The 19,913-nt window shown below is 58.9% G+C and carries 19 protein-coding genes; 10 read left to right on the top strand and 9 right to left on the bottom strand.

Annotated elements, in window-relative coordinates; all coding sequences use genetic code 11:
• Window positions 1-6: 6 nt before the first annotated feature.
• From BK662_RS04115 to BK662_RS04090, 6 genes are all read right to left on the bottom strand, one after another.
• On the bottom strand, window positions 7-786 hold the full coding sequence (locus tag BK662_RS04115; protein WP_123356949.1) for an N-acetylmuramoyl-L-alanine amidase: 780 nt from the start codon (window positions 784-786) through the stop codon (window positions 7-9).
• Between the two features lie 105 nt (window positions 787-891).
• Window positions 892-2,925, bottom strand: a complete 2,034-nt coding sequence (locus tag BK662_RS04110) for a GGDEF domain-containing protein (protein WP_123356947.1) — start codon at window positions 2,923-2,925, stop codon at window positions 892-894.
• Window positions 2,926-3,786 carry an endonuclease/exonuclease/phosphatase family protein gene (locus BK662_RS04105; RefSeq protein ID WP_123356945.1) on the bottom strand — a complete coding sequence of 287 codons (861 nt, stop codon included), beginning with the start codon at window positions 3,784-3,786 and terminating at the stop codon, window positions 2,926-2,928.
• Between the two features lie 14 nt (window positions 3,787-3,800).
• Window positions 3,801-4,442 (bottom strand): thiol:disulfide interchange protein DsbA/DsbL, encoded by a 642-nt coding sequence (locus BK662_RS04100; RefSeq protein ID WP_123356943.1) that lies wholly within the window; start codon window positions 4,440-4,442, stop codon window positions 3,801-3,803.
• Window positions 4,443-4,640: 198 nt separating this feature from the next.
• Entirely contained in the window at window positions 4,641-5,252 is a 612-nt protein-coding gene (locus BK662_RS04095; RefSeq protein WP_123356941.1) for a c-type cytochrome, read from the bottom strand.
• A gap of 46 nt (window positions 5,253-5,298) precedes the next feature.
• Window positions 5,299-5,589 carry a c-type cytochrome gene (locus BK662_RS04090; RefSeq protein WP_123356939.1) on the bottom strand — a complete coding sequence of 97 codons (291 nt, stop codon included), beginning with the start codon at window positions 5,587-5,589 and terminating at the stop codon, window positions 5,299-5,301.
• Window positions 5,590-5,780: 191 nt separating this feature from the next.
• Between BK662_RS04090 and yihA the strand changes: the two genes are divergently transcribed.
• Window positions 5,781-6,425 (top strand): ribosome biogenesis GTP-binding protein YihA/YsxC, encoded by a 645-nt coding sequence (gene yihA / locus BK662_RS04085; protein ID WP_123356937.1) that lies wholly within the window; start codon window positions 5,781-5,783, stop codon window positions 6,423-6,425.
• Between the two features lie 414 nt (window positions 6,426-6,839).
• On the opposite strand, the gene polA is transcribed toward yihA, so the two are convergent.
• Entirely contained in the window at window positions 6,840-9,608 is a 2,769-nt protein-coding gene (gene polA / locus BK662_RS04080; RefSeq protein ID WP_123356935.1) for a DNA polymerase I, read from the bottom strand.
• A 74-nt stretch (window positions 9,609-9,682) separates the two neighbouring features.
• On the opposite strand from polA, the gene BK662_RS04075 reads away from it, so the two are divergent.
• Both BK662_RS04075 and BK662_RS04070 read left to right on the top strand, forming a co-directional pair.
• Window positions 9,683-9,970, top strand: a complete 288-nt coding sequence (locus BK662_RS04075) for a DUF2782 domain-containing protein (protein WP_123356933.1) — start codon at window positions 9,683-9,685, stop codon at window positions 9,968-9,970.
• A 61-nt stretch (window positions 9,971-10,031) separates the two neighbouring features.
• Complete coding sequence (locus BK662_RS04070) at window positions 10,032-10,982, top strand: homoserine kinase (RefSeq protein ID WP_123356931.1); 951 nt, start codon at window positions 10,032-10,034, stop codon at window positions 10,980-10,982.
• A 120-nt stretch (window positions 10,983-11,102) separates the two neighbouring features.
• Here the strand turns inward: BK662_RS04070 and BK662_RS04065 are convergent, their stop codons facing one another.
• On the bottom strand, window positions 11,103-12,023 hold the full coding sequence (locus tag BK662_RS04065; protein WP_123357279.1) for a zinc ABC transporter substrate-binding protein: 921 nt from the start codon (window positions 12,021-12,023) through the stop codon (window positions 11,103-11,105).
• 66 nt (window positions 12,024-12,089) lie between these two features.
• On the opposite strand from BK662_RS04065, the gene zur reads away from it, so the two are divergent.
• The 4 genes from zur to BK662_RS04045 are packed head-to-tail and all read left to right on the top strand — an operon-like array spanning window position 12,090 to window position 14,892.
• The gene (gene zur, locus BK662_RS04060) at window positions 12,090-12,572 is read left to right on the top strand and encodes a zinc uptake transcriptional repressor Zur (protein ID WP_123356929.1); all 483 of its coding nucleotides are present in this window, start codon (window positions 12,090-12,092) and stop codon (window positions 12,570-12,572) included.
• A complete protein-coding gene (znuC, locus tag BK662_RS04055) occupies window positions 12,572-13,357 on the top strand; it encodes a zinc ABC transporter ATP-binding protein ZnuC (RefSeq protein ID WP_123356927.1) in 786 nt (261 codons plus the stop codon). Before zur ends, znuC begins: the two co-directional genes overlap by 1 nt.
• Window positions 13,350-14,138: a zinc ABC transporter permease subunit ZnuB gene (gene znuB, locus BK662_RS04050; RefSeq protein WP_123356925.1), complete on the top strand. Its 789-nt coding sequence runs from the start codon at window positions 13,350-13,352 to the stop codon at window positions 14,136-14,138. Before znuC ends, znuB begins: the two co-directional genes overlap by 8 nt.
• Window positions 14,139-14,175: 37 nt before the next feature.
• Window positions 14,176-14,892 (top strand): PA5502 family lipoprotein, encoded by a 717-nt coding sequence (locus BK662_RS04045; protein WP_123356922.1) that lies wholly within the window; start codon window positions 14,176-14,178, stop codon window positions 14,890-14,892.
• A 94-nt stretch (window positions 14,893-14,986) separates the two neighbouring features.
• Here the strand turns inward: BK662_RS04045 and katE are convergent, their stop codons facing one another.
• Complete coding sequence (gene katE, locus BK662_RS04040) at window positions 14,987-17,125, bottom strand: catalase HPII (protein WP_123356920.1); 2,139 nt, start codon at window positions 17,123-17,125, stop codon at window positions 14,987-14,989.
• Window positions 17,126-17,389: 264 nt separating this feature from the next.
• Between katE and BK662_RS04035 the strand changes: the two genes are divergently transcribed.
• The 3 genes from BK662_RS04035 to BK662_RS04025 are packed head-to-tail and all read left to right on the top strand — an operon-like array spanning window position 17,390 to window position 19,905.
• Entirely contained in the window at window positions 17,390-18,397 is a 1,008-nt protein-coding gene (locus tag BK662_RS04035; protein ID WP_123356918.1) for a methionine ABC transporter ATP-binding protein, read from the top strand.
• Entirely contained in the window at window positions 18,397-19,071 is a 675-nt protein-coding gene (locus tag BK662_RS04030) for a methionine ABC transporter permease (protein ID WP_052963571.1), read from the top strand. Before BK662_RS04035 ends, BK662_RS04030 begins: the two co-directional genes overlap by 1 nt.
• A gap of 60 nt (window positions 19,072-19,131) precedes the next feature.
• Window positions 19,132-19,905 (top strand): MetQ/NlpA family ABC transporter substrate-binding protein, encoded by a 774-nt coding sequence (locus tag BK662_RS04025; protein ID WP_123356916.1) that lies wholly within the window; start codon window positions 19,132-19,134, stop codon window positions 19,903-19,905.
• Window positions 19,906-19,913 lie beyond the last annotated feature (8 nt).

Here is a 19,913-nt window from a genome sequence, read left to right as displayed (position 1 = left end):
GCGTCATTATTTTGTCTGATTCAACACCTGAAGAATCGCTGCTGTTTGTGCGTCCGGTGTACCGTCAAAACGGGAAGGGCGAAAATGCAGCTGAAAGGCCGCCAGCACATTGCGTGTCTCTACATCCAGTTCGCCGGTTTGCGGCGTGGCATAGCCCAAGCGGGCAAGCTGTCCCTGAAACCAACTGATGCTTGGCAGTTGCACGGCGAACTGCGCTTGCTGCCGCGCCACGGCCTGCTCGTTCGGCCAGATCCCCAGGCCTTCGGCAGCCAGGCGCTTCCAGGGAAACAGCGGACCGGGGTCGAGTTTGCGCATCGGTGCGATGTCGCTATGACCAATGATATGGCGGGGGCTGATCCCTTGGCGCTTACTGATGTCTTTGAGCAGGAAGATCATCGACTGAATCTGGGCTTCGCTGTAGGGATACCAAAGACGCCCGTTCGGGGTGTCCTCAAAACCCTGATTAACGATTTCGATACCAATGGAACTGGAGTTCAGCCAGGTCCGGCCTTGCCATTCGCTTTCGCCTGCGTGCCAGGCCCGGAAATTTTCATCCATCAGCTTATAAATAGTGGCGCGCTTGTCGTCGCTGATCAGGTAGTGGCTGCTGACCTCGCCATGGGTCAGCAATTGCAGCGAGGTCTCCAGGGATGCGGAGGTGTAATGCATCACCACGAACTGAATACGACTGTCGTGATTGGCTGAAGGGTGGCTGGTATCAATTCGGGGGCCGCTGGCACAACCGGCTAATAGAAGCAGCGACGCAATAAGAACAAGACATTTCATGGCGGGAGGCAGTACACGCAAGACAATAATGCAACAGTGTAACGGTATTGCCTTGCGCGCAGACGGCAAAAAATGCTGTTTTAAACAAAATGGAACAATTAGCTATCAGCCCAGTTCTACTCGATTCCGGCCATTGTTTTTCGCCCGATATAGTGCCTGATCGGCTCTTTTAAGTACCAGATCGCTATGTTCGCCCGATCTGAAGGCGGTCAGTCCCATGGAAATGGTGATGGTGACTCGCTCGCCCTTGAAGTGGAACGGGCAGGCTTCGATCGATGCGCGCAAGGTTTCCAGCAGTTTCGCGCCCACCGCCGGCACCGTGGCAGGCATCAACAGCACAAACTCCTCACCGCCAAATCGGGCAATGAAATCAGTCCCGCGCAGACGCTTGCGCAGCACGCTGGCGATGATTTTCAGCACCTTGTCGCCCGCCAGATGGCCATAGTTGTCATTGATGCGTTTGAAATGGTCGAGGTCGAGCATTGCCAGCAACAGGGTATTGCCATGTTGCTGCCATTGGCCGACTTCATGCTCCAGGCGTTCGCTCCAGGCTGCTCGATTCGGCAGGCTGGTCAATGGATCGATCAACGCCTTTTGGCGCTGCTCTTCGAGATGCTCGCGGTAGCCCAGGGCTTCCTCCTCCATGTGGGCAACCCTTTCGGCCAGGCTTTGCAGGCGGGCTGCTACTTCCTGCTCACGCTCGTCACGCTGCTTCTGGTGTTGGTCCATGGTGCCGAGCAAGCCTTCGAGATGGTTCTCCAGCACATGCTTGAGATCATCAAGATCCGCCGCTTCCTGCATGCTGCTTTGCAAGCCGTCGACTTGCTCGCGAATCTGCGTGTCCATCTCCCGTGCGGCCGAGCGGTTGTCGGCGTGGCCGTCGCTCGCCGCTTGCAGGTTGCTCTGGAATGACTCGAGGCGTTCATTGAGTTGCTGCAAATATGCTTCGAATTCGTGCTGCCCGCTGTCGGTGATCGCCAGCATTAACGTGGCCAGATCATCGAGGATCGGCAGCAATTCGTACCAGTTCAAGCCATTTTGAAGGCGATCGCGCATCGCTTCGGCTTGCGGACGATGGCGCTCGGGCAACGCCAGGTCATCGAGAAGGCCCAGCAGCGTATCTTCGATGTGCTTGGCGACAGAGCTGTAGGACGGTTCCGGTGAGTCCGGCAGGGCATACAGAATATCGTGCTCGGATGGCTCTGGATCGATGGCCGTCGGGGTCAGTTCATCGGGATTGATTGCCGACGGAGCCTGAGTGGCCGGTAGGGCGATCGCTGGAGTCGGCTCTTGTGGTTGTTCGACATTCGGTCGGGTTTGTAACTCCGGGACTTGGCTGCTCGTAGCTTCTGGCTCAAGGACGGGCGGGACAAACGCCACGACTTCAGCCACAGATGCCATTGATGTTGGCACCTGAATTTGCGCTGGCTCAGGGTGCGCAGCGGCGGGCAGGGTGGCTTCTACGGTTGGCAACGTCACTAGCGGTTGATCGGCGACTGGCGTGAGATTGACCGTCGCTTGTAGGGGCCCGGCCGGCGGTGCTGCAACCAGTTCGACGGGTTGCGGGGCAGGCAGTTGCGATTCGGCGGCGGCGAGCTGTGGCGCGGTCTCTTCCGTTTCCCTACCGAACAACCGCTGCAGGAAACCCGGACGATCAGGTTCGGCCGGGTTCTCCAGCAGGTTCAAGGCTTTGCCCTGCAAGCCACTCAGCTCGCTGAGCAGCAACGGTATTTCGCGAGCCTGACTTACGCGTCCGTCCAGCTGTTTGGCGAAATTCTTCAGCGGCCGGCTTACTTCCCGGGGCAAGGGTAACGCTTGCAGCTGAGAGACCAGCGCTGTCAGGGCGGCGCTGACTTGATTGACCCGGGTTTCCCGGCGTTGCTCGGAATCGAGCACGGCTTTTTCCAGGCGCGGCAGCAAGGCGGCCAGGCCGGCGTCCATGTCATCGGTGCGTACGACTTCGCGCATTTCCTTCATGCATTGGTCAACGGCGCGATCGGTACCTTCTGCGGCCAGGGTGCTGCGCACCAGCCCGCGACGCAGCAAGTCGAGCCGGGCGTCCCATCGACGTTCCAGCTTTTCTTGTTGTTCGATGCTTTTAAGGTATTTCTCTTTCCAGCGCTGTGCTTCGTCGCTCATTCAGGCAGGACTCAACGCGGGCAATGCATCGGCCGTGAGCGAACCCGGCAGACGAATCTCTACCGCGACCGGCAGGTGATCGGAAATGGGCTGTGCCAGCACTTCGACCTTTTCAAGGGTCAGGGTAGGGCTGAGCAGAATATGGTCCAGGCAACGCTGTGGGCGCCAGCTGGGGAAGGTCGCTTCCAGTTGCGGCGCGAGCAGGCCCAAATCACGCAACGGGGAGTTTTGCAGCAAGTCACTGGCATGGGTGTTCATGTCACCCATCAGCACCTGGTGTTTATAACCGCCGATCAACTCGCGGATGTAGGCCAGTTGCAGGCTTCGGGCCCGAGCGCCCAGCGCCAGGTGCATCATCACCACCACGAGCGCCTCCGGACCTTCGCCGAAGCGCACCAGAATGGCCCCGCGACCCTTGGGGCCCGGCAGCGGATGATCTTCAATCGCCCATGGGCGCAGGCGGCTGAGCACGCCATTGCTGTGCTGGCCGAGATGACCGAGGTTGCGATTGAGTTGTTGATACCAGTAAGGGAAGGCGCCGAGTTGCGCCAGGTGTTCGACCTGATTGACGTAGCCTGATCGCAGGCTGCCGCCATCGGCTTCCTGCAAGGCGACCAGATCGAAGTCGCCCAGCAGATTACCGATTTTTTGCAGGTTGTCGGCACGCCCGGTGTGCGGCAACAGATGCTGCCAGCCGCGGGTCAGATAGTGCCGATAGCGCTCGGTACTGATACCGACCTGGATATTGAAACTGAGCAAACGCAGACGACTGTCCACGGGCAACCCCGTCGATTCGAGGTGATGCTCGTTGACCCGCGGATCATGCAGGCCAACGATGCGTTCAGTTCCCCAGCGGCGCATGGCAGGTGCCGCGCTTAGTTGGCGACGGCCTTGGTTGCCGCTCGCTCTTTGGCTACCAGTTGGTCGGCCAGTTTCAGCGCTTGTTCGGCACCGCCGGCAGAGCCGATGTCAAAGCGATACTTGCCGTTGACGATCATGGTAGGCACGCCGGAGATTTCATATTTCTTTGCAAGTTCTTTGGCTTTGTTGATCTGGCCCTTGATGGCGAAGGAGTCGAAGGTGGCCAGGAACTTGTCCTTGTCTACACCTTGGGTCGCCAGGAAGTCCGCCATGTCTTCTTTGTCGGTCAGTTTCTTGTGTTCTTTCTGAATCGCTTCGAAAACTGCGGCGTGAACCTTGCTTTCGACGCCCATGGCTTCGAGGGTCAGGAACATCTGGCCGTGTGCGTCCCAAGGGCCGCCAAACATGGCCGGAATGCGCACGAAGTTCACGTCGGAAGGCAGTTTTTCAACCCATGGGTTGATGACGGGTTCGAAGGCATAGCAATGCGGGCAACCGTACCAGAACAGCTCCACGACTTCGATCTTGCCAGGCACGGCCACCGGGACCGGATTGCTCAGCTCGACAAAGGGCGCTTCAGGTTTTTCGGCGGCTTGGGCGGTCATGCCGAACAGGCTGGCAGCGACGAGTGCGGCGCTGATGATCAGATTACGCATGCTTTACTCCTGGACAAATTGGGTCGCCTCGCGCGACCTGTTTTCAGACAGATCCTGGCGGGCTTGAGTTTGTAGTGTAACGGCAGCGGCCACAAAAAAGGGCAGCCAAAGCTACCCTTTTTATGTTTGCATCGACGGATTAATCGAGTGTTAACGTTGCAAGAGATGTACACCACTCGCAACGCTCGATCAAAGGCCTTAGTGCAGGCCTTGAATATAGCTGGAGACTGCGGCGATATCTTCGTCGCTCAGCTTTTTAGCGATGCTTTGCATTGGTTTGGTATCTCCGTCGTTGGTGCGGCCACCTTCTTCTTTTCTGAAGTCGGTCAGTTGCTTGCCAACGTACTGAGCATGTTGGCCGCCCAGATGCGGGAAGCCGGCAGCGGCGTTACCGGTGCCGTTAGGCGAGTGGCAACCAGTGCAGGCTGGCAACCCTTTGGCCAGGTCGCCACCACGGAACAGTGCTTCACCGCGAGTCACGACTTTCGGGTCGGCGGCGCCAACACTGCCTTTCTGGCTGGCGAAGTAGGCGGAGATATCAGCCAGGTCCTGATCGCTCAGGTTGGTCAGCAGGCCGGTCATTTCCAGTACCGTGCGTTTGCCGGACTTGATGTCGTGCAGCTGTTTGTTCAGATAACGCTCGCCCTGGCCTGCCAGTTTCGGAAAGTTAGGCGCCATGCTATTACCATCCGGGCCATGACAGGCGCCACATACTGCGGCTTTCGCCTGACCAGCAGTCGCATCACCTGCAGCATGGGCAATGCCGGAGATCCCCACGGTCAACAGCAGACTCACGATCAATTTGTTCATCAGCTAATCCAACTACGGCTAAGGGTTAAAGAGTTATGGGCCGGGTTTACTCGCTCATCCACTGGATGATGGCTCGGTAATCCTCGGCACTGCAGTCCATGCACAAACCACGCGGCGGCATCGCCTTGAAACCCTGGGTCACGTGTTGCACCAGCGTCTCCATACCTTTCGCCAACCTCGGCGTCCAAGCTTCCTGATCGCCCTTTTGAGGCGCCATGGGTAGTTGGCCGGAATGACAGGCACCACAAACACGGTTGTACACAGCTTCCGGATCCTGTGTAGCCTGAGCGCTGTAAAGCGGCATCAAGACACCGGCAGCTAGCAGCCATTTCGTCATAAAACGACCTTTTCAGGGTTGAGAGCGTGCTGCGTTCTAGTGCGCAATCAAGGTCAATCGCTCTCGTGAACTTCATCCTACGCTGGGACAAAGCGCACACAAAATCTGCGGCATTATATACTGGCGTCACTGAAACGGAAACGACACTGCTTGCCGCGTCCATTCCCGGCGCCGCCCACATCGGAAATCCCATGCAACTCAAGAACCCCATCCTCGGCCTGTGCCAACAGTCCACCTTTATGCTCAGCGCCGCCAAAGTCGACCAATGCCCCGACGACGAAGGCTTTGAAGTGGCCTTCGCCGGGCGTTCCAACGCCGGTAAGTCCAGCGCGTTGAACACCCTGACACACGCCAGCCTGGCGCGGACCTCGAAAACACCGGGTCGCACGCAGCTATTGAACTTCTTCAAGCTAGACGATGAACGCCGTCTGGTCGACCTGCCGGGTTACGGTTACGCGAAAGTGCCAATTCCGTTGAAGCTGCACTGGCAGCGTCACCTGGAAGCCTATCTGGGCGGTCGCGAGAGTTTGAAAGGTTTGATTCTGATGATGGACATCCGTCATCCAATGACCGATTTCGACCTGCTGATGCTCGATTGGGCCATGGCCAGTGGCATGCCGATGCATATTTTGCTGACCAAGGCAGACAAGCTGACCTACGGCGCGGCGAAAAACGCGCTGCTCAAGGTTCAGGCGGAAATCCGCAAGGGCTGGGGCGATACGATTACTATCCAGCTGTTTTCGGCACCGAAACGAATGGGCCTGGAAGACGCCTACACTGTTCTGGCGAGCTGGATGGAGTTGGCGGACAAGGGCAGCGAGACTGCCGCTGAGTAAGTTGGGGTATCAAAAACTGTTTGTGGTACGGTCAGGCAAGGCAAAAGTGCGGCTCGAAAGCGGAGTTTAGGGGCCTAAATGAGCATTTCGAGCCGCGCTTTTAACGCAGCATGACCTCGCCACAGACAGTTTTCAGGCAAAAAAAACCCCGGACTTCATATGGGGAGGGAGAAGTTCCGGGGTTCAAGCTCCGGACCGCTAGGGCGGGGTCCAGATATCTGCCAACACTTAACACAACATAGGAGCATCGAAGGGCTTCACCAGCCATTCAGTATCTCTGAGTGGCGGTTCACGGATTTAGTTCAGACTATTTTCAAAAACCATTGGAAATAATCGATGTCATTTTCCGCACTATAGCCCTTCTTTATTTGGTGCTGCGGCATAAGGCCGCAGCACAGGCGTCTTTCAGGGCGATTAGTGCGCTTCATCCCAGTTGTTGCCTACGCCTACCTCGACCAGAAGCGGTACATCCAGTTGTGCGGCGCTGCTCATGTGGACGCGAATCTCCTCACGCACCTGGTCGATCAGGTCCTCGCGCACCTCAAGCACCAATTCATCGTGTACCTGCAGGATGACTTTGGCGTCCAGGCCTGACGATGTCAGCCAGTTATCCACCGTTACCATGGCTTTCTTGATGATGTCCGCCGCGGTGCCTTGCATTGGGGCATTGATTGCCGTGCGCTCGGCAGCTTTGCGCAGGGCCTGGTTTTTTGCGTTTATTTCCGGCAGGTACAAGCGACGACCAAAGATGGTTTCGACGAAACCTTGCTCGGCGGCCTGGGCGCGCGTGCGCTCCATGTATTCCAGTACGCCGGGATAACGGGCGAAGTAGCGGTCGATGTAGGCCTGGGATTGTTTACGGTCAACGCCGATCTGCTTGGCCAGGCCAAACGCGCTCATGCCATAGATCAGGCCGAAGTTGATGGCTTTCGCGCTACGACGCTGATCGTTGGTGACTGCGTCCAGTTCGACGCCAAACACCTCTGCGGCCGTTGCCCGGTGTACATCGAGATTGTTGCGGAAGGCGTGCAGCAAGCCTTCGTCCTTGGCTAGATGCGCCATGATCCGCAGTTCGATTTGCGAGTAGTCCGCGGCCAGCAGCTTGTAGCCTTTCGGTGCGACGAACGCCTGACGAATCCGGCGACCTTCGGCAGTGCGAATCGGAATGTTCTGCAGATTCGGGTCGATGGACGACAAACGTCCGGTGGCGGCGACGGCTTGCTGGTAAGACGTATGAATGCGCCCGGTACGAGCATTGATCTGCTCTGGCAAACGGTCGGTATAGGTGCTTTTGAGCTTGCTCAGCGAGCGGTATTGCATCAGCACCTTGGGCAGCGGGTAGTCCTGTTCGGCCAACTCGGCTAACACCGCTTCGGCAGTCGAGGCCTGGCCCTTGGCGGTTTTGCTGAGTACGGGCAAACCGAGCTTTTCGTAGAGGATCACGCCCAGTTGCTTCGGCGAACCGAGGTTGAATTCTTCACCGGCAATGGCGAACGCCTCACGCTCAAGGGCGACCAGTTTCTCGCCCAGCTCGACGCTCTGGATGCCCAGCAGGTTGGCATCCACGAGCGCGCCCTGGCGCTCGATACGGGCCAGAACCGGCATCAGCGGCATTTCAATCTCGTTGAGCACTTTGCCCAGGCTTGGCGTTGCTGCCAGTTTTTCCTGCAAAGCCAGGTGCAACTGGAAGGTGACATCGGCATCTTCGGCAGCATAGGGGCCGGCCAGCTCAAGAGAGATCTGGTCGAAAATCAGCTGTTTGACGCCTTTGCCCGCGATCCCTTGAATGTCGGTCTTGCTTTGGCCCAGGTACTTGAGCGCCAGGCTGTCCATGTCGTGGCGGGTGGCCGTCGAGTCCAGGACGTAAGACTCGAGCATGGTGTCGTAGGCAATACCCTGAACAATAATTCCGTTGCTCTGATCGCCACCGATGGCGCAGTTGGCGAGGATATTGGTTTCGAACTTGGCGTGCTGGCCGACTTTCAGTTTGTTCGGGTTTTCCAGTAGCGGCTTCAACGCCAGCAGCACCGTGTCGCGATCCAGTTGCTCCGGCACGCCCATGTAGGAATGGGTCAGCGGAATGTAGGCCGCTTCGTTGGCCGCGACGGAAAACGACAGACCCACCAAGTGTGCATGTTGCGCATCGCTGCCGTTGGTTTCGGTGACGAAGGCGATCAACGGCGCCTTGTCGAGCTTGTCCAGCCAAACCTCGAAGTGCTTCTGGTCGAGGATGGTTTCGTATTTCGCTTCGGCGGCGCCCGGCTGTTCCTGGGCGACCTCGACAATTTCCTGACCCGATCGCTTCGCGTCGCGCTGGTTCTCTTCGAACCAGCTTTTGAATTCCAGCAGGGTGTAGAGCTCGGCGAGTTTGTCGTGATCCGGCTTGCCCATTTGCAGGTCATCGAGACCGATGTCCAGCGGTACGTCGATCTTGATGGTTGCCAGTTGATAGGAGAGGAACGCCATCTCCTTATGCTCTTCGAGCTTGGCCGGCAGGGTTTTGGCGCCGCGAATCGGCAGGGTCGGCACGATGTCGAGCTGGGCATAGAGTTCGGTCAGGCCACCGTTCACGCCGACCAGCAGACCGGAAGCGGTTTTCGGGCCGATACCCGGAACGCCCGGGATGTTGTCGGACGAATCGCCCATCAGTGCCAGATAATCGATGATCTGCTCGGGAGCGACGCCGAATTTCTCCTTCACGCCTTCCACGTCCAGCGCGCTACCGGTCATCGTATTGACCAAGGTAATGTGCCCGTCGACCAGTTGCGCCATGTCCTTGTCGCCGGTGGAGATCACCACCGGGCGGTCGGCGGCCGCGCTGCTGCGGGCCAGGGTGCCGATCACGTCGTCGGCTTCAACGTTGTCCACGCACAGCAATGGAAAGCCCAGGGCCTTGACGCTGGCGTGCAGCGGCTCGATCTGGACCCGCATGTCGTCGGGCATGCTTGGGCGATTGGCTTTGTATTCGGCGAACATCGCGTCGCGGAACGTCCCGCCCTTGGCGTCGAATACCACGGCGAACGGGCTGTCCGGGTACTGCTTGCGCAGGCTTTTGAGCATGTTCAAGACGCCCTTGACCGCTCCGGTCGGCAGGCCTTTGGACGTAGTCAGCGGTGGCAGCGCGTGAAAGGCGCGGTATAGATAAGAAGAACCGTCCACCAGGACGAGGGGGGCTTGGCTCATGAGCAGGATCAACCTTTTCGGCGGGTCCGGCGCTAGAATAGCGGGACCGTTGACGACAAAGGGACAAGGTTATCATGCGCACACTAAATCGCTTGTTGCTGGCTGGCTTGTTTGCAATCACTCCATTGGCTGTCATGGCGGCGGACGACGCGCCCTCGGCGGATCCGGAAGTAACGATCCGCACGGAAGGCGACAAAACCATTCAGGAGTACCGCCAGAACGGCTTCGTGTACGCGATCAAGGTCACCCCGAAGGTCGGAAAACCGTACTTTCTGATACGCGCTGATGGCTCGGACGGAAACTACATTCGCTCGGATCAGCCGGATATGCTGATTCCTGCGTGGGAAATCTTTAAGTGGTAAGCCGTTCTTAACTTTAATCGGCGCTGGCTCAACCGCGGCGCCCGTACTGGCAGTTTTAACCATGTCTGTGTTCACCCCCCTGGCTCGGCCCGAGCTGGAAACCTTTCTCGCCCCTTACGGGCTTGGCCGCCTGCTTGATTTCCAGGGGATCGCCGCCGGTAGCGAAAACACCAATTTCTTTATCAGCCTGGAGCAGGGCGAATTTGTCCTGACCCTGGTCGAGCGTGGTCCGGTGCAGGAGATGCCGTTCTTCATCGAGCTGCTCGACGTTCTACACGACGCCAACCTGCCGGTGCCTTATGCACTGCGCACCACCGACGGCGTCGCCTTGCGCGAACTGGCCGGTAAACCTGCACTGCTGCAGCCACGTCTGGCGGGCAAGCACATCAAGGATGCCAACGCGCAGCATTGCGCTCAGGTCGGCGAGCTGCTGGCTCATCTGCACTTGGCAACCCAGGCCAACATGATCAAACGCAAAACCGATCGCGGCCTGGACTGGATGCTGGAGGAGGGCACGCAGTTGCTTTCGCATCTGAATGCCGAGCAAAGCGATTTGCTGCAACGGGCGCTGGATGAAATCACACAACAGAAGACGAAAATTCTGGCGCTGCCGCGAGCCAACATCCACGCGGATCTGTTCCGCGATAACGCGATGTTCGAAGGCACACACCTGACCGGGTTGATCGACTTCTACAACGCCTGCTCGGGGCCGATGCTCTATGATGTGGCGATTGCCTTGAACGATTGGTGTTCGGACGAACAAGGGCAGCTTGATGGCGCTCGGGCGCGGGCATTGCTGGGCGCTTATGCCGCGCTGCGACCGTTCACCGCGGCCGAAGCCGAGCTATGGCCGACCATGCTGCGCGTGGCGTGCGTACGGTTCTGGTTGTCGCGGTTGATCGCCGCGGAGTCTTTCGCCGGGCAGGATGTGTTGATTCACGATCCGATGGAGTTTCAGTTGCGGCTGACGCAACGGCAGAAGGTCAGCACGCCGCTGCCGTTCGCGCTTTAAATTGTGGCGAGGGGGCTTGCCCCCGTTGGAGCGCGCAGCGCTCCCCCAGCAATTCATTGAGATGGGGCTGCTTCGCAGCCCAACGGGGGCAAGCCCCCTCGCCACAGTTCTGCGGTACGGTTACAACGACTCCAGACACCCCGCCAAATCATTCCCCAGCTTTTCCAAAACCTGCTCATACCCCTGAGCGGTCGCGGGCGTGTACCCGCCCAGTGCATCCAGTTCCGCCAGTTTCACTGGCAGCCCGGCCACCAGGGTTTCTGCCAAGCGTGGGCGCAGCGGTGGTTCGCTGAACACACAGGTCTTGCCAACTTCCTGCAGTCGCGTGCGCATCGCTGCCACGTGTTGGGCGCCGGGTTGCACTTCAGCTGCGACACTGAACACGCCGGTGTGCTTGAGGCCGTAAGCATCTTCGAAGTAATCGAATGCTTCGTGGAACACGAAGTAAGGCTTGCCCGCGATGCCCGCCAGACGGGCCTTCAGGCGCAGGTCTAACGCATCCAGACGCTCATCGAACACCTTGAGGTTGCTCTGGTAGCGCGCCGCGTTGGCCGGATCGGCGGCGCTCAGATCGGCGGCCATTTTGCTGGCGATCACTCGGGCGTTGATCGGTGACAACCACAAGTGTGCATCCAGGCTGCCGGGGCGGTGATCGTGGTCATGCTCGTCGACTTCTTCGGCGTGGGAGTGGTTATCTTCGGCGAAGTGTCGCAGTTTCAGGCCAGGCAAATCCTGCACCGCGACGCTGGGCAACGTACGACCTTTCAGTACGCGAGGCAGGAAACCTTCCATGTCCGGACCGATCCAGTACAGCAGATCCACCGATTGCACTTTCCGTACGTCGGAAGGGCGCAAGGCATAGTTATGGGGCGAGGCGCCGGGCGGCAGCAAGACTTCTGGAACCGCTACGCCGTCCTGCACCGCCGCGGCTATCAGCTGCAAGGGCTTGACGCTGGTGAGGACTTTGACCTCGGCTTGAGCTGAGCCGATCAGCAGAAAAGTTGCGACAAATGCGATAAAGATGGAAAAAAGTCGGGACACGATGACCACTCGAAGAGGCGAGAACGGGTAACATAATAACGTCTCTCACAAAACTCGTCGCCGCTCATGCCTAAAACACCGATCGCCAGCCGTCCCCACGACCACTCTCATTGCGTGCATAGCGCATTGTCTGAGGCCGATGTCTTGTGCGCACGTCAGGGGCTGCGCCTGACCGCTTTGCGCCGGCGGGTGCTGGAACTGGTATGGCAAAGCCACAAACCGTTGGGTGCCTATGACATTCTGGCGGTGCTCAGTGAGCAGGACGGCCGCCGCGCCGCGCCTCCAACCGTATACCGCGCGCTGGATTTCCTGCTGGAAAACGGCCTGGTACACCGCATCTCCTCGCTGAACGCCTTCGTCGGCTGCAATCACCCGGAACACGCTCACCAGGGCCAGTTCCTGATCTGCCGCGAATGCCACGCCGCCATCGAACTCGAACAGAAATCCATCAGCGACGCGATCATCAATAGCGCCAAAGATGTCGGATTTATCGTCGAGGCACAGACCGTTGAAGTGATCGGTCTCTGCTCGGGTTGCCAGGGGGCTTGATGAGCAACGCGCTGATTCGCCTCGAGCAAGTGGCTGTCACCTTTGCCGGGCAAAACGTGCTGGACAACATCGAGCTGAGCGTCGAGCCGGGGCAGATCGTCACCTTGATCGGCCCCAACGGTGCCGGCAAAACCACGCTGGTGCGCGCGGTGCTCGGGCTGCTGAAACCGGACAGCGGCAGCGTCTGGCGCAAGCCGAAGTTGCGCGTCGGTTACATGCCGCAAAAACTCCATGTCGATCCGACCCTGCCGCTGTCGGTGCTGCGCTTCTTGCGTCTGGTGCCGGGCGTGGACCGCGCTCGGGCCTTGGCCGCCCTGAAGGAAGTCGGTGCCGAACAGGTCATCGACAGCCCGGTGCAAAGTGTTTCCGGTGGCGAAATGCAGCGGGTGCTACTGGCGCGAGCGTTGCTGCGCGAGCCGGAATTGCTGGTGCTTGATGAACCGGTGCAAGGCGTCGATGTGGCCGGTCAAGCCGAGCTCTACAGCCTGATTACACGCTTGCGCGACCGTCATGGTTGCGGCGTTTTGATGGTCTCTCACGATCTACATCTGGTGATGAGCACCACCGACCAGGTGGTGTGCCTGAATCGCCACGTCTGCTGCTCCGGACATCCAGAACAAGTCAGCGGCGATCCGGCATTCGTCGAGTTGTTCGGAAAGAACGCACAAAGCCTGGCGATTTATCACCACCATCACGACCACGCCCACGACCTGCATGGCTCGGTGGTCAGCGCGGCCTCGTCGGCCCCTACTCACGTTCATGGAGATAGCTGCAAGCATGGCTGATTTTCTGCTCTTTGCCCTGCTTGCAGGTCTGGCTCTGGCGCTGGTCGCGGGCCCGTTGGGGTCGTTCGTGGTCTGGCGGCGCATGGCCTATTTCGGCGACACCCTGTCCCACGCCGCACTGCTCGGCGTGGCGCTGGGTTTTCTGCTGGATGTCAGCCCGACCGTTGCCGTCACTGTAGGCTGCTTGTTGTTGGCGGTATTGCTGGTGACGTTGCAACAACGGCAGCCACTGGCGTCCGACACGCTTTTGGGAATTCTCGCACCGAGCACGCTCTCGCTGGGCTTGGTGGTACTAAGCTTCATGCATGAAGTGCGGATCGACCTGATGGCCTATCTGTTCGGCGACTTGCTGGCGATCAGCCCGACCGATCTGGCCTGGATCCTCGGCGGTAGTGCGGCGGTGCTGGCCTTGCTGGTCACGCTGTGGCGACCTTTGCTGGCGATCACGGTGCATGAAGAACTGGCCAAGGTGGAAGGTTTGCCAGTGGCGGCGTTGCGCCTGGCCCTGATGTTGCTGATCGCTGTGGTGATTGCGGTGGCGATGAAAATCGTCGGCGTGTTGCTGATTACTTCGTTACTGATTATTCCGGCGGCTGCGGCACAGCGTCACGCCCGCTCGCCGGAGCAGATGGCACTGGGCGCGAGCCTGCTGGGCATACTCGCAGTGTGTGGCGGGCTGGCGTTGTCCTGGTTCAAGGACACCCCGGCAGGCCCGTCGATTGTGGTGACAGCCGCCGCGCTGTTTCTGCTGAGTTTTGTCCTGCCCCGTCGAGGGGTGTAGACTTGCTCGTTTTTTGCGCAAATAGAGAGTCGCAGGAATGAAGCTGTTCGCCTCCCGTTATCTGCTCCTTGTCGCATTTTCGCTGCTGCTGGGCGCTTGCCAAAGCACGCCACCGGCGGCCACCGAGGCCCCCGATGCGCGGGCCACGGCTATTGCACAGCTGGAACAAAGCCTGGCCAGCAGCGAGCTGGCCACCGCCGAAGGACAATTGGCAGCCTTACAGGCCGAGTCGCCCAACGATCAATCCCTCGAGCAATACCAGCGGCAATTGGCCGAAGCTTATTTGCTGCGTAGCCAGATCGTGTTGCAAAAAGGTGATGTGAATGCAGCAGCCACCGCCCTCAGCCGTGCCCGGGTGCTGATGCCCAAGGCCCCGGCACTGACCGGTGGCGTCAATAGCGCCATTGCCCATGCCCGCAAGGCTGAACTGGATAAAGCCGAAGCGGCTCTCAAGGCTGCCGAAGCCAAACCTCAGGCCAAAGTCATCGACCCCACGGCTGAAAGCACCACGGTGGCATTGAACCTCACCGATATGAGCAAGCTTCGTCGCCAACTGGATGCCATCGCCGCCGATGTGGTGAATTATCAGTGCGACGTGAGCATTCAGGCTCCGCGCACCCAGGATTACCCATGGTTGGCCACGCTGCTGACCAAACGGGTGAAGAAGCTGGATTCGGAGTTTGATCTGAAGCTGGAGAAGCAGATTCTGCGCAACATTCCGGCGCAGGTGGTTTTGAGTCCGCGTAAGCCTTAAATGCTTCGCGGCAAGCCTCGCTCCTACAGGGTTTACGCTGCACCTGTAGGAGCGAGGCTTGCCGCGAAGACGTCCTCCTGTTCGATAAAAATCCTTAAGCTGGAACCGCCTTGGCCTTTGGCTCCCTCTCCCAAACCCGATGCTGCCCGATCGCGGCAAAAAACGCCTTGAACAGCTTGGTATCTGTACCCACGATCAATCCCGCATCAACCTCTAGCTTCAACACATCCAGCAACTGCTTCGCTTCGCCATGCAGCGCGATGGCCTTCAAATGCTTGTACGCCTCCAGCAGATAATGCAGCGCTACGCCATCGGCACTCAGCGCCTTGATCGACGCCGCGCCACCCGGCACGAACACGGCGTCGAACGCTACAGAAGGCAAACCTTCCATCGACGCATCCACCGGCAGTGCTTTGCCATCGGCGGTTGTCACGGGGGCCGAGGTCGGGCCGAGCAGTTTGGTGTGCGCGCCTTCGGCCATCAGAGCCTTCTTCAGTGCATCAATCGCGGCACCATCCACCCCGTTGGCCGCCAGAATGGCCACTTTTCGGGTTTTGATATCTCCTGACAGCAGGTTGGCCTGGCTCAGGGCGGGGGAGTGGTCGAGTGAAGTTTTACGCACCTCGACCGTTCCGGCCATCGGTACCGGCAAGCCCAGGTTCTGTGCCACGCGTTTGGCCAGTTCCAGATCGATATTGGCCAGGATCTCATTCACCTGCCGCACACGAATAAATTCGCGTTCGACCTTGCCCAGCTCAAAGCTGTAAGCGGCGATGATGTGTTCCTGCTCGTGCTTGCTCATGCTGTGGAAGAACAGCCGCGCTTGGGAGAAGTGGTCGCTGAACGACTCGCTGCGCTGACGGATTTTTGCAGCGTCGATCCGCTCCGGATAAGTCTCGAAGCCGCCGTCCTGCGCTGCCGGTGGGGTTTCCTTCGGCCAGCCGCTGTCAATGGAGTTCGGCTCGTAGGAAGCGCGTCCCTTGTCGATGGTGGTGCGGTGCTGCGCATCTCGTTGACCGTTGTGGAATGGTGAAACCGGACGGTTGATCGGGATCTCATGAAAATTCGGCCCACCCAGTCGGCTGATCTGCGTATCGGTGTAGGAAAACAACCGACCTTGCAGCAACGGGTCATTGGAGAAGTCGATCCCCGGCACGATATGCCCGGGGCAGAAGGCAACCTGCTCGGTCTCGGCGAAGAAGTTGTCCGGATTGCGGTTGAGCACCATCTTGCCCAGCGGAGTGATCGGCACGACTTCCTCAGGAATGATCTTGGTTGGATCGAGAAGGTCGAAATCGAAGGCATGTTCGTTTTCCTCCTCGATAACCTGTACGCCCAATTCCCATTCCGGGTAGTCCCCTGTCTCGATGGACTCCCAGAGATCACGACGGTGGAAGTCGGTGTCTTTACCGGCGAGTTTCTGCGCCTCATCCCATACCAACGAGCAGGTGCCGGCGGCGGGGCGCCAGTGGAATTTGACGAAGCGTGCTTTGCCTTCGGCATTGATCATGCGAAACGTATGCACGCCGAAGCCCTGCATGGTGCGCAGGCTTTTGGGGATCGCCCGGTCGGACATGGTCCACATCACCATGTGCGCGGATTCCGGCACCAGGGAAACAAAGTCCCAGAAAGTATCGTGGGCTGAGCCGCCAGTAGGAATCTCGTTGTGGGGTTCGGGTTTTACCGCATGTACGAAGTCAGGAAACTTGATCGCATCCTGAATGAAGAACACCGGCATGTTGTTACCCACCAGATCGAAGTTGCCTTCGTCGGTGAAAAACTTCACCGCGAAACCTCGTACGTCCCGCACGGTATCGCCTGACCCGCGCGGACCTTGCACCGTGGAAAAGCGCACAAAAACCGGAGTCTTTTGATGTGGGTCTTGTAGGAATCCGGCCTTGGTCAGTACGGAATGGGTTTCGTACGCCTGGAAGTAACCATGGGCACCGGTGCCGCGGGCATGGACGATGCGCTCGGGAATGCGTTCATGGTCAAAGTGCGTGATCTTTTCACGCATGATGAAGTCTTCCAGCAACGACGGCCCGCGGGCGCCTGCCTTCAACGTGTTCTGATTGTCCGCGACCTTCACGCCCTGGTTGGTACGCAAGGCCTGTTCGGTGGCATCGGAGCGAAATTTTTCCAGGCTGTCGAGCTTGGTATTGGTGTTGCCGCGGTCCAGGGTATCGGTCCCGGCCAGTGCGCTTTTGGGGGCGGCAGGCTTTTTAGTATTCATCAGACGTAAACTCCTCGTTGCGATTCCCGTCGGACCAAGGCTTATGAGCCATTGCCCAGACACGGCATCCAGGCATTCTCGAGTTACTTAATCAGTGACCGATGGGGAGTTTGCGCCGTTCCTTTTTTCTGACCTTTGATCGCCTTATTGCCAAATCGCTGGTTGAATGCGAAATAAATGCTAAGAACCTCTATACGGACAGGCTAAAATGCGCGCCCGGCTAACCGCTGATCCTTTTCTAACGCGCCCCACAAGGTTCGCTACGTGATCGAGTTTCAAAACGTCCACAAAACTTACCGCGTCGCCGGTAAGGATATTCCCGCCCTGCATCCGACCAGTCTGACGATTGAGAATGGTCAGGTCTTTGGCCTGATCGGCCATTCCGGCGCGGGAAAAAGTACCCTGCTGCGTCTGATCAATCGCCTGGAAAACTCCAGTGGCGGCAAGATCATCGTCGATGACGAAGAAGTCACCGCGCTGGACGCCAACAGCCTGCGGCGCTTCCGTCAGCAGGTCGGGATGATTTTCCAGCACTTCAACCTGCTGGCGTCCAAAACCGTGGCCGACAATGTCGCGCTGCCGCTGACCCTCGCCGGTGAACTGTCCCGTAGCGAAATCGACCGGCGTGTGGCGGAGTTGCTGGCGCGGGTCGGCCTGTCTGACCATGCGAAAAAGTACCCGGCGCAACTGTCCGGTGGTCAGAAGCAGCGTGTCGGCATCGCCCGCGCCCTGGCAACCAAACCGAAAATCCTGCTGTGCGATGAAGCCACCAGTGCCCTGGACCCGCAAACCACGGCGTCGGTCCTGCAACTGCTGGCCGAGATCAACCGCGAGCTGAAACTGACCATCGTCCTGATCACCCACGAAATGGATGTGATCCGTCGGGTCTGCGATCAGGTGGCGGTGATGGATGCCGGCAAGATCGTCGAGCAAGGTTCGGTGGCCGAGGTGTTCCTGCATCCCAAGCATCCGACCACCAAGCGCTTCGTGCAGGAAGACGAGCAAATCGACGAAAGCGAACAGCGCGACGACTTCGCTCACGTACCGGGGCGCATTGTGCGTCTGACCTTCCAGGGCGAAGCGACCTACGCGCCGTTGCTGGGTACCGTCGCCCGGGAAACGGGTGTGGACTACAGCATTCTGGCCGGTCGTATCGATCGCATCAAAGACGTGCCTTACGGGCAATTGACCCTGGCCGTCACCGGTGGCGATATGGAAGCGGCATTTGCTCACTTCACTGCAGCTGACGTCCACATGGAGGTGCTGCGCTGATGGAAGTCCTGATGAGTTTCTTCTCCAATATCGACTGGTACGAAATCTGGCTGGCCACCTGCGACACCCTGCTGATGCTCGGTGGTTCGCTGTTGTTCACGGTGCTGTTGGGCCTGCCGCTGGGCGTGTTGTTGTTTCTGTGCAGCCCGCGCCAGTTGCTGGAAGCCAAAGGTGTCTACGCGATGCTGTCGTTGGTGGTGAACATTTTGCGTTCGCTGCCGTTCATCATTTTGCTGATCGTGATGATTCCGTTCACCGTGTTGATCACAGGCACCTCCCTGGGGGTCGCCGGTGCGATTCCACCCTTGGTGGTGGGCGCCACGCCGTTCTTCGCACGACTGGTGGAAACCGCCCTGCGTGAAGTGGATCGCGGCATCATCGAGGCGACCCAGGCCATGGGCGCGACGACACGTCAGATCATCATCAATGCCTTGCTGCCGGAAGCCCGACCGGGCATCTTCGCGGCGATTACGGTGACAGCGATTACACTGGTGTCCTACACGGCAATGGCCGGTGTGGTCGGCGCTGGCGGCCTGGGCGACCTGGCGATCCGTTTCGGTTACCAGCGCTTCCAGACGGATGTGATGGTTGTGACGGTGGTGTTGCTGCTGATGCTGGTTCAAGTGCTGCAAACCGTTGGCGACAAATTGGTTGTCCACTTCTCACGTAAATAAGTCATGAGCCGGCCATTCGCTGGCAGGCGCCAAACGGGCGCCTCACAAGGAGTTAGCTGAATGAAAAAACTACTCGTCGCGTTCGCTGCCGTTGCAGCCTTTTCCGCACACGCTGCCGACACCCTGACCGTCGCGGCCACCCCGGTGCCTCACGCGGAAATCCTCGAGTTTGTTAAACCGGCCCTGGCCAAAGAAGGCGTGGACCTGAAGGTCAAAGTCTTCACCGACTACATCCAGCCGAACGTGCAGGTGGCCGAGAAGCGTCTGGACGCCAACTTCTTCCAGCACCAGCCATATCTGGATGAGTTCAACAAAGCCAAGGGCACCAACCTCGTCAGCGTTGCCGGTGTGCATCTGGAGCCGCTGGGCGCTTACTCCAGCAAGTACAAAGCGCTGACCGAGCTGCCGGGCGGCGCCAACGTGGTGATTCCGAACGACGCCACCAACGGTGGTCGTGCGCTGTTGCTGCTGGCGAAGGCTGGCCTGATCAAGTTGAAGGATTCGAACAACATCCTGTCGACCGTGAAGGACATCACCGAGAACACCAAGGACCTGAAATTCCGTGAACTGGAAGCCGCGACCATCCCGCGCGTGCTGACCCAGGTCGACCTGGCGCTGATCAATACCAACTACGCGCTGGAAGCCAAGCTTGATCCGTCCAAGGATGCGCTGGTCATCGAAGGCAACGACTCGCCGTACGTGAACATCCTCGTTGCCCGTCCGGACGACAAGGACAGCGCCGCGATGCAGAAACTGGTTGCTGCCCTGCACAGCCCGGAAGTGAAAGCCTTCATTCTCGAGAAATACAAAGGCGCGGTATTGCCGGCGTTCTGATCAGCTGA

Source organism: Pseudomonas frederiksbergensis, assembly GCF_003732275.1.
Classification (GTDB): Bacteria; Pseudomonadota; Gammaproteobacteria; order Pseudomonadales; family Pseudomonadaceae; genus Aquipseudomonas; species Aquipseudomonas frederiksbergensis_H.
This window is presented reverse-complemented; position numbering and strand designations above follow the sequence as displayed.

Excerpts from the sequence above, each read along its gene's own strand:
- BK662_RS04115 (WP_123356949.1), bottom strand. The coding sequence starts at position 786 with ATGAAATGTCTTGTTCTTATTGCGTCGCTGCTTCTATTAGCCGGTTGT.
- BK662_RS04110 (WP_123356947.1), bottom strand. The coding sequence starts at position 2,925 with ATGAGCGACGAAGCACAGCGCTGGAAAGAGAAATACCTTAAAAGCATC.
- BK662_RS04105 (WP_123356945.1), bottom strand. The coding sequence starts at position 3,786 with ATGCGCCGCTGGGGAACTGAACGCATCGTTGGCCTGCATGATCCGCGG.
- BK662_RS04100 (WP_123356943.1), bottom strand. The coding sequence starts at position 4,442 with ATGCGTAATCTGATCATCAGCGCCGCACTCGTCGCTGCCAGCCTGTTC.
- BK662_RS04095 (WP_123356941.1), bottom strand. The coding sequence starts at position 5,252 with ATGAACAAATTGATCGTGAGTCTGCTGTTGACCGTGGGGATCTCCGGC.
- BK662_RS04090 (WP_123356939.1), bottom strand. The coding sequence starts at position 5,589 with ATGACGAAATGGCTGCTAGCTGCCGGTGTCTTGATGCCGCTTTACAGC.
- yihA (WP_123356937.1), top strand. The coding sequence starts at position 5,781 with ATGCAACTCAAGAACCCCATCCTCGGCCTGTGCCAACAGTCCACCTTT.
- polA (WP_123356935.1), bottom strand. The coding sequence starts at position 9,608 with ATGAGCCAAGCCCCCCTCGTCCTGGTGGACGGTTCTTCTTATCTATAC.
- BK662_RS04075 (WP_123356933.1), top strand. The coding sequence starts at position 9,683 with ATGCGCACACTAAATCGCTTGTTGCTGGCTGGCTTGTTTGCAATCACT.
- BK662_RS04070 (WP_123356931.1), top strand. The coding sequence starts at position 10,032 with ATGTCTGTGTTCACCCCCCTGGCTCGGCCCGAGCTGGAAACCTTTCTC.
- zur (WP_123356929.1), top strand. The coding sequence starts at position 12,090 with ATGCCTAAAACACCGATCGCCAGCCGTCCCCACGACCACTCTCATTGC.
- znuC (WP_123356927.1), top strand. The coding sequence starts at position 12,572 with ATGAGCAACGCGCTGATTCGCCTCGAGCAAGTGGCTGTCACCTTTGCC.
- znuB (WP_123356925.1), top strand. The coding sequence starts at position 13,350 with ATGGCTGATTTTCTGCTCTTTGCCCTGCTTGCAGGTCTGGCTCTGGCG.
- BK662_RS04045 (WP_123356922.1), top strand. The coding sequence starts at position 14,176 with ATGAAGCTGTTCGCCTCCCGTTATCTGCTCCTTGTCGCATTTTCGCTG.
- katE (WP_123356920.1), bottom strand. The coding sequence starts at position 17,125 with ATGAATACTAAAAAGCCTGCCGCCCCCAAAAGCGCACTGGCCGGGACC.
- BK662_RS04030 (WP_052963571.1), top strand. The coding sequence starts at position 18,397 with ATGGAAGTCCTGATGAGTTTCTTCTCCAATATCGACTGGTACGAAATC.
- BK662_RS04025 (WP_123356916.1), top strand. The coding sequence starts at position 19,132 with ATGAAAAAACTACTCGTCGCGTTCGCTGCCGTTGCAGCCTTTTCCGCA.